14 protein-coding genes, 1 tRNA gene and 1 riboswitch are annotated in these 14860 nt (G+C 62.9%); of the genes, 11 read left to right on the top strand and 4 right to left on the bottom strand.

Annotated features, from left to right (window positions below; genetic code table 11):
• Positions 1-2: 2 nt before the first annotated feature.
• From thiS to thiC, 3 genes are read right to left on the bottom strand one after another with little or no spacing between them, the layout of a single operon-like run.
• Complete coding sequence (gene thiS / locus C6W91_RS14355) at positions 3-200, bottom strand: sulfur carrier protein ThiS (protein WP_274834989.1); 198 nt, start codon at positions 198-200, stop codon at positions 3-5.
• On the bottom strand, positions 169-1137 hold the full coding sequence (locus tag C6W91_RS14350; protein WP_274834988.1) for an FAD-dependent oxidoreductase: 969 nt from the start codon (positions 1135-1137) through the stop codon (positions 169-171). The genes thiS and C6W91_RS14350 overlap by 32 nt, the downstream gene beginning before the upstream one ends.
• The gene (gene thiC, locus C6W91_RS14345; protein ID WP_370570958.1) at positions 1134-2954 is read right to left on the bottom strand and encodes a phosphomethylpyrimidine synthase ThiC; all 1821 of its coding nucleotides are present in this window, start codon (positions 2952-2954) and stop codon (positions 1134-1136) included. The genes C6W91_RS14350 and thiC overlap by 4 nt, the downstream gene beginning before the upstream one ends.
• 123 nt (positions 2955-3077) lie before the next feature.
• A riboswitch (TPP riboswitch) is annotated at positions 3078-3206 on the bottom strand.
• 217 nt (positions 3207-3423) lie between these two features.
• Between thiC and bioB the strand changes: the two genes are divergently transcribed.
• The 8 genes from bioB to C6W91_RS14305 all read left to right on the top strand — a co-directional run bounded on the left by bioB (position 3424) and on the right by C6W91_RS14305 (position 12606).
• Complete coding sequence (gene bioB, locus C6W91_RS14340; RefSeq protein WP_274834986.1) at positions 3424-4416, top strand: biotin synthase BioB; 993 nt, start codon at positions 3424-3426, stop codon at positions 4414-4416.
• Positions 4413-5588: an 8-amino-7-oxononanoate synthase gene (locus tag C6W91_RS14335; RefSeq protein ID WP_274837717.1), complete on the top strand. Its 1176-nt coding sequence runs from the start codon at positions 4413-4415 to the stop codon at positions 5586-5588. The genes bioB and C6W91_RS14335 overlap by 4 nt, the downstream gene beginning before the upstream one ends.
• On the top strand, positions 5585-6214 hold the full coding sequence (gene bioD / locus C6W91_RS14330; protein WP_274837716.1) for a dethiobiotin synthase: 630 nt from the start codon (positions 5585-5587) through the stop codon (positions 6212-6214). Before C6W91_RS14335 ends, bioD begins: the two co-directional genes overlap by 4 nt.
• Positions 6215-6229: 15 nt before the next feature.
• Positions 6230-7525 carry an adenosylmethionine--8-amino-7-oxononanoate transaminase gene (bioA, locus tag C6W91_RS14325; protein WP_368981499.1) on the top strand — a complete coding sequence of 432 codons (1296 nt, stop codon included), beginning with the start codon at positions 6230-6232 and terminating at the stop codon, positions 7523-7525.
• A 378-nt stretch (positions 7526-7903) separates the two neighbouring features.
• Positions 7904-8863 (top strand): ABC transporter substrate-binding protein, encoded by a 960-nt coding sequence (locus C6W91_RS14320; protein WP_274837714.1) that lies wholly within the window; start codon positions 7904-7906, stop codon positions 8861-8863.
• 11 nt (positions 8864-8874) lie between these two features.
• The gene (locus C6W91_RS14315) at positions 8875-9930 is read left to right on the top strand and encodes a glycine betaine/L-proline ABC transporter ATP-binding protein (RefSeq protein WP_274830052.1); all 1056 of its coding nucleotides are present in this window, start codon (positions 8875-8877) and stop codon (positions 9928-9930) included.
• Positions 9927-11963 (top strand): proline/glycine betaine ABC transporter permease, encoded by a 2037-nt coding sequence (locus C6W91_RS14310; protein WP_274837713.1) that lies wholly within the window; start codon positions 9927-9929, stop codon positions 11961-11963. The genes C6W91_RS14315 and C6W91_RS14310 overlap by 4 nt, the downstream gene beginning before the upstream one ends.
• Before the next feature lie 121 nt (positions 11964-12084).
• Complete coding sequence (locus tag C6W91_RS14305; RefSeq protein WP_274830050.1) at positions 12085-12606, top strand: DUF2478 domain-containing protein; 522 nt, start codon at positions 12085-12087, stop codon at positions 12604-12606.
• A 290-nt stretch (positions 12607-12896) separates the two neighbouring features.
• Here the strand turns inward: C6W91_RS14305 and C6W91_RS14300 are convergent.
• A tRNA-Tyr gene (locus tag C6W91_RS14300) sits at positions 12897-12980 on the bottom strand.
• Between the two features lie 120 nt (positions 12981-13100).
• Between C6W91_RS14300 and rlmB the strand changes: the two genes are divergently transcribed.
• From rlmB to C6W91_RS14285, 3 genes are all read left to right on the top strand, one after another.
• Positions 13101-13892 (top strand): 23S rRNA (guanosine(2251)-2'-O)-methyltransferase RlmB, encoded by a 792-nt coding sequence (rlmB, locus tag C6W91_RS14295; protein ID WP_370570957.1) that lies wholly within the window; start codon positions 13101-13103, stop codon positions 13890-13892.
• Between the two features lie 104 nt (positions 13893-13996).
• Positions 13997-14248: a hypothetical protein gene (locus tag C6W91_RS14290; RefSeq protein ID WP_274833000.1), complete on the top strand. Its 252-nt coding sequence runs from the start codon at positions 13997-13999 to the stop codon at positions 14246-14248.
• Between the two features lie 159 nt (positions 14249-14407).
• On the top strand, positions 14408-14860 hold the full coding sequence (locus tag C6W91_RS14285) for a YHS domain-containing (seleno)protein (RefSeq protein WP_065273018.1): 453 nt from the start codon (positions 14408-14410) through the stop codon (positions 14858-14860).

Genomic DNA, 14860 nt, shown 5'->3' with positions numbered 1-14860 from the left:
GCTTAGCCCCCCTGCATCGGGGCGAGGACTTCCAGTCGGTCGCCCGCCGTTAGCCTGGTGTCATCGCGTTTGGCGCGCGAGATAAATTGCCCGTTGAGTGCGGTGGCAATCGCCGGACTGGTAAAGCCCATCTCCTTCAGCGCGGCAGCGAGGGTGGTGGCGCGGATGTCACGCGGATCTGCGTTCACGATGATCTGCATCACTAGTCTCCGGAATCAGAATGTCTGCAGCGCGCGCGGCCATGGCGGGCGCCAGAAGAAAGCCGTGTCGGTACAGGCCGTTGAGGTACAGGGTGCCGTCCTGCCACATCAGATCCGGCAGGTTGTCGGCAAAGGCTGGGCGCAGTCCTGCGCCGATCTCCACCACCGCCGCTTCGGCCAAGCCGGGGTGCAGCGCATAGGCCGCATTCATCAGCTCGCTGAGGGCGCGCAGGGTGGGTGGGCCACTGGCGCTGCTTTCGATCATGGTGGCGCCCAGCATGAAATGGTGATCGGCGCGCGGCACCAGGTAGATGGGGCTGCGCGGGTGCAAAAGCCGCAGGGTGCGGCTGATCTCCACCCCGGGCGCGTGCAGGATCGCCATCTCGCCGCGCACCGGGCGCAGGCCCGGTAGGGGCGCAGCCATCCCGGTGCAATCAAGCGTGACCCGCGACGGCGCCGGTGTGCCGCGGTGCAGGGTCACGGCCATCTCCTGTACCCGGGCTGCCAGATCCCGGATCGCGCGGCGCGGGTCCAGATGGCCCTCTTCCGTGAAATGCAGCCCGGCGCGGAACCGGCCTGCCAGTTCCGGCTCCAACGCGGCGATCTGCGTCTCATCGACCGGTACATGTGCGCGGGTGCGCCGGGCAAAACGGGTCAGCTCGGCGCGGTCTCGGGCGGGTGCCAACACCAGCGTGCCGCGCCGGGTCACCGGGGTGATCCGGGCCCACCAGTCGAGGGCGCGGCTGCCGAGGGTGATCACCTCCTTCTCGGCGCTTTCGCCCTCGCACCAGGGCGCGAGCATGCCGCCGGCATAACGCGAAACGCTATCGGCACCGATGTGGGCGCTGCGTTCATAAAGCGTCACCTCGGCTCCGCGCCGGGCCAGCTCATGCGCGGCGGCGAGCCCGGCAAGGCCCGCGCCTGCGATGGTGATCATGCCCCCGCGTCCTCAGTGTCTTTTACGGGCACGTATAGGTCGCCGCCTTCGCGGAATTTGGCGGCCATCGCCTCCATGCCTTCCTTCTGCGCCTCGGCACGGATGTCGTGGCTGATCCGCATGGAGCAGAACTTCGGCCCGCACATGGAGCAGAAATGCGCCACCTTATGCGCCTGTTTCGGCAGGGTGGCGTCATGGAAATCCCGCGCTGTTTCCGGGTCGAGCGAGAGGTTGAACTGATCTTCCCAGCGGAATTCGAACCGGGCGCGGGACAGCGCATCATCGCGCCGCTGGGCGCCGGGAAGGCCCTTTGCCAGATCGGCGGCATGGGCGGCGATCTTGTAAGTGATCACGCCGGTTTTCACATCATCGCGGTCCGGCAGGCCCAGGTGTTCCTTGGGCGTCACGTAGCAGAGCATGGCGCAGCCGAACCAGCCGATCATCGCGGCGCCAATGCCAGAGGTGATGTGGTCATAGCCCGGTGCGATATCTGTGGTGAGCGGGCCAAGCGTGTAAAATGGCGCCTCGTGGCAGCACTCCAGCTGCTTGTCCATGTTCTCCTTGATCTTGTGCATGGCGACGTGGCCCGGCCCCTCGATCATCACCTGGCAATCCTTGGCCCAGGCGATCTTGGTCAGCTCACCCAGGGTTTCCAGCTCGGCAAATTGCGCCTCGTCATTGGCATCGGCGATCGATCCGGGGCGCAGCCCGTCGCCAAGGGAGAAGGAGACATCATACCGGCGGCAGATGTCGCAGATCTCCTCGAAATGCTCGTAAAGGAAGCTTTCCTTGTGGTGATGCAGGCACCATTTCGCCATGATCGAGCCGCCGCGCGACACGATCCCGGTGACGCGGTTGACGGTCATCGGCACCATGTGAAGCCGCACACCGGCGTGGATGGTGAAATAATCGACGCCCTGTTCGGCCTGTTCGATCAGCGTGTCGCGGAACACCTCCCAGGTCAGGTCCTCGGCAATGCCGTTCACCTTTTCCAGCGCTTGATAGATCGGCACCGTGCCGATGGGCACGGGAGAGTTGCGGATGATCCATTCGCGGGTGTTGTGGATGTTGCGCCCCGTGGAGAGATCCATCACCGTATCGGCGCCCCAGCGGATCGCCCAGACCAGCTTGTCCACTTCCTCCTCCATCGAGGAGGTCACCGCTGAGGTGCCCATATTGGCGTTGATTTTCACCTTGAAATTACGGCCGATGATCATCGGCTCCAGCTCGGGGTGGTTGATGTTCGCTGGAATGATGGCGCGGCCTTCGGCGACCTCCTGGCGGACGAATTCGGGCGTCACGTAGTCGGGAATATTGGCGCCGAAATCATTGCCATCGCGATGACAGGGCGAGGTCTCGCGCAACTGGTTCTCGCGGATGGCGATATATTCCATCTCGGGCGTGATGATCCCGGCGCGGGCATAGGCCAGCTGCGTCACCGCCCTGTCGCCCGTGGCGCGCAGCGGGGCCGGGCGCTGAGGGAATTCCGGTGTCAGCCGGTCGCCTTCGACAAATCCGTTGTCCTCGGGCTTTACATTGCGGCCCTGGTATTCCTCCACATCGGCGCGCGTCAGGATCCAGTCCCGGCGCAGGGCGGGCAGGCCTTGGCGGATGTCGGTGGTGTGATCGGGATCGGTATAGGGGCCGGAGCTGTCGTAGACCGGCAGCGGCGCCTCGCCCGCGGTGGGGTGGGTTGCGATTTCGCGCATTGGCACGCGGATCTCAGGGTGGATGTCGCCGGAGACGTAGATCTTGCGCGATGCGGGCAGCGGGCCGGTGGTCACGCTGGGCGCGATCGTGGAATTCTGATGGGGCATGCGGTGCTCCTCGAAGCCAAAACTCGGAAAAGACACCAGATGAGGTTTGGACGGGGAAACGCGGAACGGTCGTACCTACCGTTCGGTTCGGGCAGCGCGGAATTGGACCTGTACGGGGCCGCAACGACGCGCATCCTAGCTTCCTACGCCAGTGTCAACTGGGTCAGGTTCTAAGGGTCGCGTCACCGGCCGGAAGTGTTCCCGTCCTGTCAGCCTCTCAGTCCCCGTGGCGGGACTCCCCTGCGTGCTTTCACACCTAGGGGAGCTGCCCCCGCGCCGTCAAGAGGGTTTCTTCAGTCGCGTCTTTCGTTGAATGGATTGTATTAAGTTTCTGAAATATAACGAAATAATCCCGTTTCGAAAATCAACAGTCCGGGGCTTGTATTTGTCAGTCTAAATTATCTATAAAAAATCAAGCGGGGCGGTGGCCTTGGATAAATAATCTATAAATAGAAATGGGAGGTCCCAGATGCTGGATTCTGCGCCGATCAGAACCGACTGGACACGTACCGAAGCTGAGAAAATCTATAATCAGCCCTTCATGGATTTGTTGTTTCAGGCGCAGTCCGTGCATCGCCAGGCGTTCGACCCCAATCAGGTACAGAAATCCAAGCTTCTGAGCATCAAGACCGGCGGCTGCCCCGAGGATTGCGCCTATTGCAGCCAATCCGCGCGCAATGGTGCAAAACTCTCTGCCAGCAAGCTGATCGAGGTGGAGCGGGTGATCGCCGAGGCGAAAAAGGCCCGGGACGCAGGCGCTACACGCTACTGCATGGGGGCGGCCTGGCGCAGCCCGAAAGAGCGCGACATGGCGGCGCTGGAGGCGATGATCTATGGGGTCCGGGAACTGGGGATGGAGACCTGCATGACCCTTGGCATGCTGGAGGAGGATCAGGTGTTCCGCTTGCGAGATGCGGGGCTGGATTACTACAACCACAATATCGACACCTCTGAACGTTACTATTCCGAGATCATCACCACCCGCACATTCGCCGACCGGATCGAGACCCTGAATCGGGTGCGCGAGGCGGGGATCAAGGTCTGCGCGGGCGGCATCGTCGGCATGGGCGAAGAGCAGATGGACCGGATCGACATGCTGCTTGCTCTGGCAACGCTGGATGAACACCCGGATTCGGTGCCGGTGAACATGCTGATCCCGATTGCCGACACGCCACTGGCAGACGTCCAGAAACTCGACCCGATCGAATTCGTCCGCACCATCGCGCTGGCCCGGATCCTGATGCCGAACAGCCATGTGCGCCTGTCGGCAGGCCGCACCGACATGAGCGATGAGCTGCAGGCGATGTGTTTCTTTGCTGGGGCCAATTCGATCTTTGTCGGGGAAACGTTGCTGACAGCGGACAACCCCGAGGAAGACCAGGACCAGCAGCTGTTCGACCGGCTGGGTCTGGTGGCCATGGCTGCCCATTGCGAAGGGCGGATTGGCGAGGCGGGCGAATGAATATCGCCGCAGCCGACCCCACCGCTGATCCCGCCACGGCTCTGTTTCCGCGTCAACAGGCGCTGCTCACATCTCTTGCGGATCAGGACCGCTATCGCCGCCTGATCCCGCGGGCCGGGCATGATTTTTCATCGAACGATTATCTTGGGCTTGCGGCCAGCGATGAAATGCGCGCCGCCGCGATGGCGGCGTTGCAGCGGGGTGTGCCCGTCGGTGCCGGCGGTTCCCGCCTGCTGCGCGGCAATGACAGCGAACATCAGCAGCTTGAGGAAGAGGCGGCGGCCTTTTTCGGCAGTGAGGCGGCGTTGTTCATGGGTGGCGGTTTCAACGCCAATGTGGCGATCTTCGCGACCCTGCCACAGCGCGGCGATCTGGTGCTATATGACGATCTGATTCACGCCAGCGTCCGAGAAGGGATGCGGCTGGGCCGGGCCGAAACGCAAAACTTTGCCCATAACGATGTGGCTGATGCGGCGCGGGTGATCTCTGACTGGCGCGCGGCGGGCGGCATCGGGCAGGTCTGGATCGCGGTCGAGGCGGTCTATTCAATGGATGGCGATCTGGCGCCACTGACCGAGCTGATGGCGCTGGCCGACGCGTCCGGCGGAGTTCTGGTGGTGGACGAGGCTCATGCCACCGGCCTGTTCGGACCGCAGGGCTGCGGGCTGGCGCATGACATCGCGCATCGGCCCAACGTCATCAGCTTGCACACCTGCGGGAAGGCGCTGGGCGCCTCGGGCGCGCTGATCTGCGCGCCGAAGGTGCTGATCGACATGCTGATCAACAAGGGGCGGATTTTCATCTTTGCCACCGCGCCATCACCGCTCAATGCCGCGCTGGTGCGGGCATCGCTGGCTCTGCTGCAGCAGGATGCGTCGCGCATCGACCGTGCCTGGGAGGTGATTGATCATGCCCATGCCGAGGCTGCGCGCCTGTGCGGTCTGACCGGCTTTGCCTGTCAGATCCTACCAGTGATCACAGGCGGGGACGGGCGCACGATGCAGCTGGCCTCGGATCTGCAGGCGCTTGGTTATGACATTCGCGGCATTCGCCCGCCCACGGTGCCTGCGGGCACCTCGCGGCTGCGGGTCTCCATCACGCTCAACACCTCAAAATCGGTGGTGACGGAGATGTTCACCGATCTGGCACAGGTGCTGGAGCGGCGCCCATGAGCCGCACATTGGTTGTCACGGGGACCGACACCGGGATCGGCAAATCGGTGATATCGGCGGCGCTGGTGCAGGCGCTTGGCGCCAGTTACTGGAAGCCAGTTCAGTCCGGCCTTGAGGAGGAAACCGACAGCGCGTTCGTGGCGCGCATGACCGGGCGCCAGGTTCTGCCCGAAGCATACAGGCTGCAGCTGCCTGCTTCGCCGCATCTGTCGGCCGAGGCTGAGGGGGTGGAAATCTCGCTGGCGGAGCTGGCCTTGCCCGAAGGCGCGGGCACCCTGGTCGTCGAGGGTGCCGGCGGCGTCATGGTGCCGCTGAACCGGCGTGAGCTGTTTCTCGATCTCTTTGCCCATTGGCGTGCGCCTGTGGTGCTTTGCGCGGCGACACGGCTCGGCACGATCAACCATTCGCTGCTCTCGCTGATGGCGCTCAAGGATCTGGGATGCCCTGTCGTCGGCGTGCTGTTCAGTGGCGATCCCGAACCCGAGGTGGAGGACACCATCTGCCAGTTCGGGCAGGTGCCGCATCTGGGACGGCTGCCGCATCTGGATCCGCTGACCCCGGTGACGCTGGCCGAGGCCTGCGCCGCGCATGTCGACCTTGCCACCATCCGCATGGCGCTGACCTGAAGGAAGGACATCCCGATGACCCCGCCGCTGACCCCGCTGGAGTTTGACAAGAAACACCTCTGGCACCCCTATACCAATGTCACCAAACCCGGCCGGACCTTTCTGGTAAAGGAAGCGGAAGGCGTCCATATCACGCTGGAGGACGGCACCCGTCTGATCGACGCCATGTCCTCGTGGTGGTGCATGATGCACGGGCACCGGCATCCGGTGATCACGGCGGCCATGAAGGCACAGATCGACACCCTGCCACATGTGATGTTCGGCGGGTTAACCCATGAGCCGGCGGTGGAGCTGGGACGGCGGCTGCTGGAAATCACGCCGGACAGCCTGCAGCGGATCTTTTACTGCGACAGCGGCTCGGTCTCGGTCGAGGTGGCGATGAAGATGGCGGTGCAATACCAGCACGCCATGGGGCAACCGGGGCGCAGCGAATTTGCCACCGTGCGCTCGGGCTATCACGGGGACACCTGGAAGGCGATGAGCGTCTGCGATCCCGACACCGGCATGCATCACCTGTTTCAGGGCGCGCTCAGCGTTCAGCATTTCGTCTCTCGCCCGCCGGTGGCGATGGGGCAGGACTGGAACCCGGACCCCGAGCAAAACGGCCTCGGCGAATTGCGCCGGGTGCTGGAGGCCGGGCAGGACCGCATCGCTGGGTTTATTCTGGAGCCGGTGGTGCAGGGTACGGGGGGCATGTATTTCTACCACCCCGAGTACCTCAGCCAGGCGCGGGCGCTCTGCGATGAATTCGGCGTCCTGTTGATCTTTGATGAGATCGCCACTGGCTTTGCCCGCACCGGACAGATGTTCGCCACCGATTTCTGTTCGGTTGAGCCGGATATCCTGTGCCTCGGCAAGGGGCTGACAGGTGGGCATATTTCCTTTGCGGTGACGTTGACCAATGACCGGGTGGCGGAAGGCATCGGTGGCGGCAATCCCGGTATCTTCATGCATGGACCGACCTATATGGCCAATCCACTGGCCTGCGCTGCTGCCTGCGCTGCGATCGATGTGCTGACCGGGCAGGATTGGCGGGGGCGCATTGCAGATATCGCGGCGCAGATGCTGGCAGAGCTGGCCCCGGCGCGCGACCTGCCAGGGGTGCGGGATGTGCGGGTTCTGGGGGCGATTGGCGTGATCGAGATGGATCATCCGGTGTCCGCTGATGAAGCCCATGCGCTGGCGCCGGACACCGGCGTGTTCCTGCGTCCCTTTGGTCATAACATCTATACGATGCCGCCATTTATCAGCACGCCAGAACAGCTGAGCACGGTGACTGCAGCGATGCTGCGGCTTGCGCGGGTGCTGTAACAACCTGAAACTAGAAAGGGGCGACCGATCATCTGTGCCGCCCCTGATTCTTTCTGAGGCGTGCATCGCCAGGCGGAGGTACGGGGTATCCGGTCTCAAAATTGAATTTCCATCCAAAAATTTAAATGGAAAATCAAGAAAATGCGTCGGCAGCGCCGTGAATGCTCGACAAATGGTCGTATTAAAGGCAAAACCTTGTCCTGTAGGCGGTCACACTGGATCATCAATACGCGGAGATGAGCGGCTTGGACCGGCGGTGGCGAAACGGCAGATGACGGCCGATGGGCTGCGCAGTCCGCGACACCAGACGACCACAATCACATAAGGGCGCGGGACTTCGGGTCCGCCTGATGCGCCCACAGAACGGGGATGACATCCATGAAATCAACTTCTTTTGCACTGGCGCTGGGCGCTTCTGCCATGCTTTCCGGTGCCGCGGCAGCGGCTGATCTGGGTGCGGTGGACACGCCGATCAAACTGGCAGTCAACGAATGGACTGGCCAGCACGTCACCACTCACATCGCTGGTGAGATGCTGAAGGCTGCGGGCTACAAGGTCGAATATGTCTCGGCCGGCATGATGAACCAGTTCCAGGCGATCGCGGATGGTGACATCCACGCGACGCTGGAAATCTGGTCCTCCAACGTATCGGACGAATATGCCAAGAAGGTCGCCGAAGGCACCGTCGAGGAACTGGGTGATCTGGAACTCGACGCCAAGGAAGGCATTGCTTACCCCGCCCATGTGGCTGAGCTGTGCCCGGGTCTGCCCGCATGGGAGGCGCTGAAGGCCTGCGCGCCGCAGTTCGCCACTGCCGAAACCCTGCCGCAGGGCCGTCTGGTGGATTACCCGGCCGACTGGGGCACCCCCGGGGCCGACCGCATGGCCGGTCTTGATCTGCCTTTCAAGGCGGTTCCCGCGGGTTCCGAGGCCGCGCTGATCGTCGAGCTGCGCGCCGCGACCGAGCGCAAGACGCCGCTGCTGATCACCTTCTGGCAACCCCATTGGGCGATGTCCGCCTATGACGTGCAGTTCGTCGACCTGCCCGAGGGCGAAGAGGCCTGCTTTACCGATCCGGCATGGGGCCCGAACCCCAACGCGGTCAACGATTGCGATTTTGCCCCCTCGCGCATCTTCAAGGCGGGTTGGTCCGGTCTGGCCGAAACCTGGCCCGCAGCGCATGAGATCCTGTCGTCCTACACGTTGGCCGTTGAAGACCAGCAGCCGATGATGGGCGCCATCGACGTTGATGGTGGCAGCGTCGAGGAAGTGGTTGCCGACTGGATGGCGGCCAATGAGGACAAGTGGCGTCCGGTCGTGGACGCCGCGCTGAAGTGAGCCAAAGCGCCGTGAGTGACACGTCGACACCAGCCATCACCTGCCAGAATGTCTGGCAGGTGTTCGGCGCCCATGCGGACAGTGCTCTGAAACAGGCGCTGTCTGAAACTCAATCTGCCGAAGAGGCTGCCGCGGCGCTGCGCGCCAAGGGGCTGACGCCCGCGGTGCAGGACGCCACATTCGAAGTGAAAGAGGGCGAGTTGTTCGTCATCATGGGGCTCAGCGGGTCGGGAAAGTCGACGCTGATCCGCTGTATCTCGCAGCTCTTGCCGGGCACCGGCGGCGATATTCTGATCGACGGCGAAAACATCCGCACCGCCAGCCCGAAACGGCTGATCGAGCTGCGCCGAAACAAGCTGGGCATGGTGTTCCAGCACTTCGGCCTGTTCCCGCATATGAGCGTGGCCGAAAATGTCGCCTATCCGCTGAGGGTGCAGGGGATGCGCAAGAAGGACCGGCTGGCGAAGGCGCAGCAGGTGATCGAACTGGTCGGCCTTGGCGGGCGCGAAAAGAATTTCCCACGCGAACTGTCCGGCGGGCAGCGCCAGCGGGTCGGCATCGCGCGATCCCTCGTGGCGGATTGTTCCGTCTGGTTCCTGGATGAACCGTTTTCGGCTCTGGATCCGCTGATCCGCCGCCAGTTGCAGGATGAATTCCTCGACATTCAGGCCAAGCTGAAAACCACAATCGTCTTTATCACCCATGACATCAATGAGGCGCTGAAGCTGGCCGACCGCATCGCCATCATGCGCGATGGCAAGATCGTGCAGATCGGTACACCTTCGGACATCGTGCTGAACCCGGTGGATGATTACGTGCGTGAATTCTCCAAGGATGTCGCGAAGGGGCAGCACGCTCATGTGGCCTCGGTCATGCAAACTGGCGGGGATCTGTCCCATGGCCCCGACGATCCGGGTTTGCGCCGCGACATGACGCTGGATGCGGCGCTGGCGCGCTGCATGGAGCTGTATGAACCCGTGCCGGTGCGTGACGAAAATGGCGCGCTGCTGGGCGTGGTGAACCCGGCAGATCTGGCGGCGGCCCTGCAGGTGGATCCGGCGGCATGATGACGCTCAGCAAAGGCAGCCGCGCCGCGCTGATCGCGCTGGTGGTGGGCATTCTGTGTCTGGCGCTGGAAGGCGTCGCGCCCTGGCTTGTTTCATTCCCCAAAGGCTGGGTGCTTCCCGCGACCGATTGGGTCGGCAGCGGGATGGAGAGTTTTCTGGCCCTGATCAAACCGGCAGCCCGAATGTTTTCTGCCCTGATGGCCTATCCGATGGAGGCCGCAGGCTGGATCTTGAGCGAAACGCCCTGGCCATTGCTGATCGCGGCCACGGTGGCGCTGGGCTGGCGCCTTGGGGGGCTGGCGATGGCGCTGATGGCTGCGGTGGGGCTGGGTGCTGTGCTCGCCTCGGGTTACTGGCCCGAAAGCATGAACACGCTGGCGCTGGTCTCGGTCTCGGTGCCGCTGGCGCTGCTGGTTGGCGGTGCCATTGGCGTGCTGGCCAATGAATACCCTCGGGTGCGGGCGCCGGTTCAGGCGCTCCTGGACGTGATGCAGACGGTGCCGACCTTTGCCTATCTGACGCCCCTCTTGGTGCTTTTCGGCTTTGGTCCGGTGGTGGGGCTGATCGCCTCGGCCATCTATGCGGCGCCGCCGATGGCCCGCAACGTGATGCTGGGGCTGGAGCGGATCGAACCGGAAATCAAGGAAGCCGCCGTGATGGCTGGTGGCACCCGCATGCAGCAGCTGTTTCAGGTGGAAATCCCCGCCGCTGCCACCCAGATCATGGTGGGTGTCAACCAATGCCTGATGGCGGCCCTATCGATGGTGATCATCGCTGCCGTTATCGGGGGTTTTGACGACATCGGCTGGGAAGTGCTGCTGACCATGCGCAAGGCGCAGTTCGGTGCCAGCCTGCTGGCCGGTTTTGTGATCGTGATCTTTGCCATCCTGATCGACCGGATGAGCGGCACGCTCGCCGATGAAAGGCGCCGCAGCTATGACGGGCGCGTGTCGCTGGCAATCCTTGTGCTCGGCGCAATCGTCAGTCTGGCCTTTTACGGCCAGCTGCAGCATCCGGGCGACTATGCGCTGTTCGACAGTACGGCGGATCGTGTCGACGCGGGCCTGTCGGCCTTTACAAGTGCCAATGCCGAGCTGCTGACCAGCGTCAAGAACGGCGTGATGTTCTACGTGCTGCTGCCGCTGCGGATCGGGCTTGACCAGGCGGTGCTGCCTTTCACCTGGGGCTTTGTCTGGACCACGGGGATGAGCCTTGCGCTCTTTGCTGCAGGCGCCGTTGCAGGATTGTACTGTGCCTATCGCGGCAAGCTGACGCTGGGTGTGGTGATCCTGATCGCCACGGGCATGCTGGAAACGGGAATTTCGCAGCTTCCCTGGCCCTTTGTGCTGGTCGGGGTAGGGGCTTTGTCCTTTGTTGCAGGCGGCGTGCGTCTGGCGGCGCTGTCTGTGGTTCTGTTGATAACGATCCTGTTGTCTGGCCTGTGGGAACGGGCGCTTCTGTCGCTTTACCTCTCAGGTGCCTCGGTCTTTGCCTGCGCGGTTCTTGGCGGTGCCATCGGCCTTGCTTCGGCAGCCTCGCCCATGGTCTGGCGCGTGGTGCGCCCGATCTGCGATATGCTGCAGACGATCCCGCTGTTTGTCTTCCTGATCCCGGTGCTGATGGTGTTCCAGATTGGCGAGTTCTCGGCCTTCCTCGCCATCATGGCCTATGCCATCGTGCCGATGATCCGCTATACTCGTCATGGTCTGACCGAGACACCCGCCGAGATGATCGAGGCCGCGACCGCTTCGGGCGCGACCCGCTGGCAGATGATGCGCGATGTGCGGGCGCCCTACGCGGCGCCGACCATCCTTCTGGGGCTCAATCAGACCATCCTTTATGCCTTTGCCATGCTGGTGATCGCAGCGCTGATCGGCACCACCGGTCTGGGTCAGTCGATCTACCTCGCGCTGGGGCAGGCGGATGTGGGGCTGGGCATCTCTGCTGGCGCGGCGATGGCGATTCTGGCGCTGATTGCCGACCGGATCGTGCAAGGCTTTGCCGAGGAACGCCGCCACGCGCTGGGTCTCTAAGTCACCTTTTCTTGCCGCGCTGCCCCTCTGGTGGCGCGGCAAATGCCCCTCTGGCCCACTCCCTGAAACCGCGCTAGGATCTGTTTCGCTGAACAGAACCACAACCAAGTGAGGTCTCCCGATGAGCCTGGCCTATGTCATGACCACTGAACGCGGCGCCACCGACCGGCTGCTGACCGCGCTGGCCGAGCGTTTGCAGACGCGCGGGCTGCGTCTGGCGGGAATCGTCCAGACCAATACCGAATGCTATGATGACAAGCTCTGCGACATGGATGTGCGGGTGCTGCCGGGGGATGAGGTGATCCGCATTTCCCAGTCTCTGGGGCCAGAGGCCCGCGGCTGCCGCTTGAACCCCGGTGCGCTGGAGCAGGCGGTAGGGCAGGTCACTGAGAGCCTTGCTCAGACGCCCGCACCGCAGGTGCTTCTGGTCAACAAGTTCGGTAAGCACGAGGCCGATGGCCGCGGCATGCGCCCCGTCATTGGCGAGGCGCTCGCCATGGGGATCCCGGTCGTTTCTGGCGTCAACCGGATGAATGTGGAGGCTTTCAAGGATTTCTCCGGCGGTATGGCAGAGGCGGCTGAGGCCGATCTTGATGCGCTGGAGGCCTGGGTGATGCAGGCGGTCAAAACCCCGGCAGAGTGACGCCTCAGGGCGCGGTCTCCGCTGCCGGATATCAGTGATTTTTGAAGATTGACCCGGTCCTGTACCGGGTCTTTTTGCATCCTGCCGGGGGCGGGGCCTTTAGGGGAATCTGACCCGAAACAGGTGCCCGTTATGGGGGCAGGGGAAGGGGAATATGAGGCTGGAAACGGGGCAAAACCGGCTGCCAGAGCTGAAGCGATGGGGAGTGCTGTATTGGGAGACCTAGACCCGACACGGGCGGATGCCACCATCATTCCCGATGAAAATATCAATTATTTCTAGGAGGAAGATGGTGGGCGACCCTGGAATCGAACCAGGCGTGCGTCTCCGCGAGGGAGTTACAGTCCCCTGCCACACCTTGCGGCCTGTCGCCCACTGTCAGGTGAGTGTTGCACCTAACGTGGAGGCGTGATTACTAGCGGCACCAACGGGCGTCAACAGGAAAATACCAAGTTTTCTGCGCTGGCCTGAAATTCCTTTTGTCGGAGAGAGCAATGTCGAAGAAACCCACCAAGAAACCCCAGTGGGTCATCGAAAAGGAACAGGCCAAGAAGGCAGGCGCGAGCGAAACCGTCTGGCTGTTTGGCCTGCACGCGGTGCGCGATGCGCTGATGAACCCGCGCCGTGAGAAACTGCGGCTGATTGTGACGCTGAATGCCCAGAACAAGCTGGAAGAGGCCATCGCGGCTGCCAGGATCGAACCCGAGGTGGTCGATCCGCGCAAGTTCAACGCGCCGCTGGATCCCAATTCGGTGCACCAGGGCGCGGCGCTGGAGGTGAAACCGCTCAACTGGGGCAGTCTTGCGGAAAACTGCATCGGCGCCGAAGTGCCGCGGGTTCTGCTGCTGGACCGGGTGACTGACCCGCATAACGTTGGCGCGATTCTACGTTCGGCCGAGGTGCTGGGCGCCAGCGCCGTGATCGGCACCCGCCATCACTCGGCGCCCGAAACCGGCGCTCTGGCGAAAACCGCCAGCGGCGCGCTGGAACGTCAGCCCTATCTGCGGATGCGCAACCTCTCGGATACCATCACCGAACTGCAGAATATGGGCTTTCTGGTGCTGGGCCTCGATGGCGAGGCAGAGCAGACCATCGAACAGGCGCTGGAAGGGCGCAAGGACCGCCCAGTGGCGCTGGTGCTCGGCGCCGAGGGGCCGGGGCTGCGGCAAAAGACCAAGGAAACCGTGGATCAGCTGGTGAAAATCGACTTTGCCGGGGGATTCGGATCGCTCAACGTCTCAAATGCTGCGGCAATCGCCCTATATGCTTCCAGAGAAAGATCCTAAGCAGACAGGAGGCAGGCATCGCACATTCCAGCATTTCCGGAGGTAAGATCCTCAGTTGTTGTTACTGCGGCGTTCAATCGTCCTTTGTGCCGGGCGGGCGCGGCATGTCCACGCTGATATGCGGAACCTGCGGGGCGCCGCTTTCAGCGCAAAAGGCCCGGCCACTGGCGCCGGGCAAGGGCGCCAAAACCCCGGCGACGGCTGTGCCCGCGTCGCGGTCCAAGATTTCGCACCAGCCTGCGCCGGTGAAACCCGCCTATAAGCCGAAGAAGAGCAAGCCGCGCAAGAAACGCAAAAGCATGTTTCAAAAAGTGTTGTCTGAGGCATTTGACGTGATCGAGGATATTTTCGACTGAGTCAGGCTGGTGGGGGGTACCCGACGCCTTTCCGAATGAGATCAGACCGGCCCTGTGGCCGCAGACACACGGCGTTCACTTATTCGTAACACGCCTGTTCAGCCTGATACGCATGGGGCAGAATTGGGTCATCTCAAATTGATCCTGTGGAGTCGTCTCTTGTTTCTGCGCCTGTTCGTTCTGGTTGCTGCCGTCCTGTTGTCCGTCCCGCCCCGGGGCGCGCTGGCGGATTCGCCCCTGTTTGCGGCGCGCGAAGGGGTGGCGCTTGGCGGTTATGACACGGTGGCCTTTTTCGACGTCGGAGAGGCCGTGGCGGGGCAGGCACGCTATTCCGTTGTGTGGAAAGGTGTCATCTGGCGTTTCGCGTCTCAAAGCAATCAGATCCGGTTTGAAATGAACCCGCGTGCCTATGCACCGATGTTCGGTGGCTATTGCGCCTCTGCCATGGCGCGGGGCGTGTTGAAGGCCGGGGACCCGCAACTGTGGGTGATCGTGGACGGGCGGCTGTTCCTTTTGAACAATGAGGGGGCGCTGACGCGGTGGCGGGCACAGGCGGCGCAGCTGATCGCCGAAGCCGACGCCCATTGGCCCGCTGCCTTGCACCCCGAGTAA

The sequence above is a fragment of the Phaeobacter sp. SYSU ZJ3003 genome, assembly GCF_041300735.1.
GTDB classification, from domain to species: Bacteria; Pseudomonadota; Alphaproteobacteria; order Rhodobacterales; family Rhodobacteraceae; genus Phycobacter; species Phycobacter gallaeciensis_A.
The sequence above is the reverse complement of the archived record's forward strand: the minus strand, read 5'-3'. Positions and strand labels throughout refer to the sequence as shown.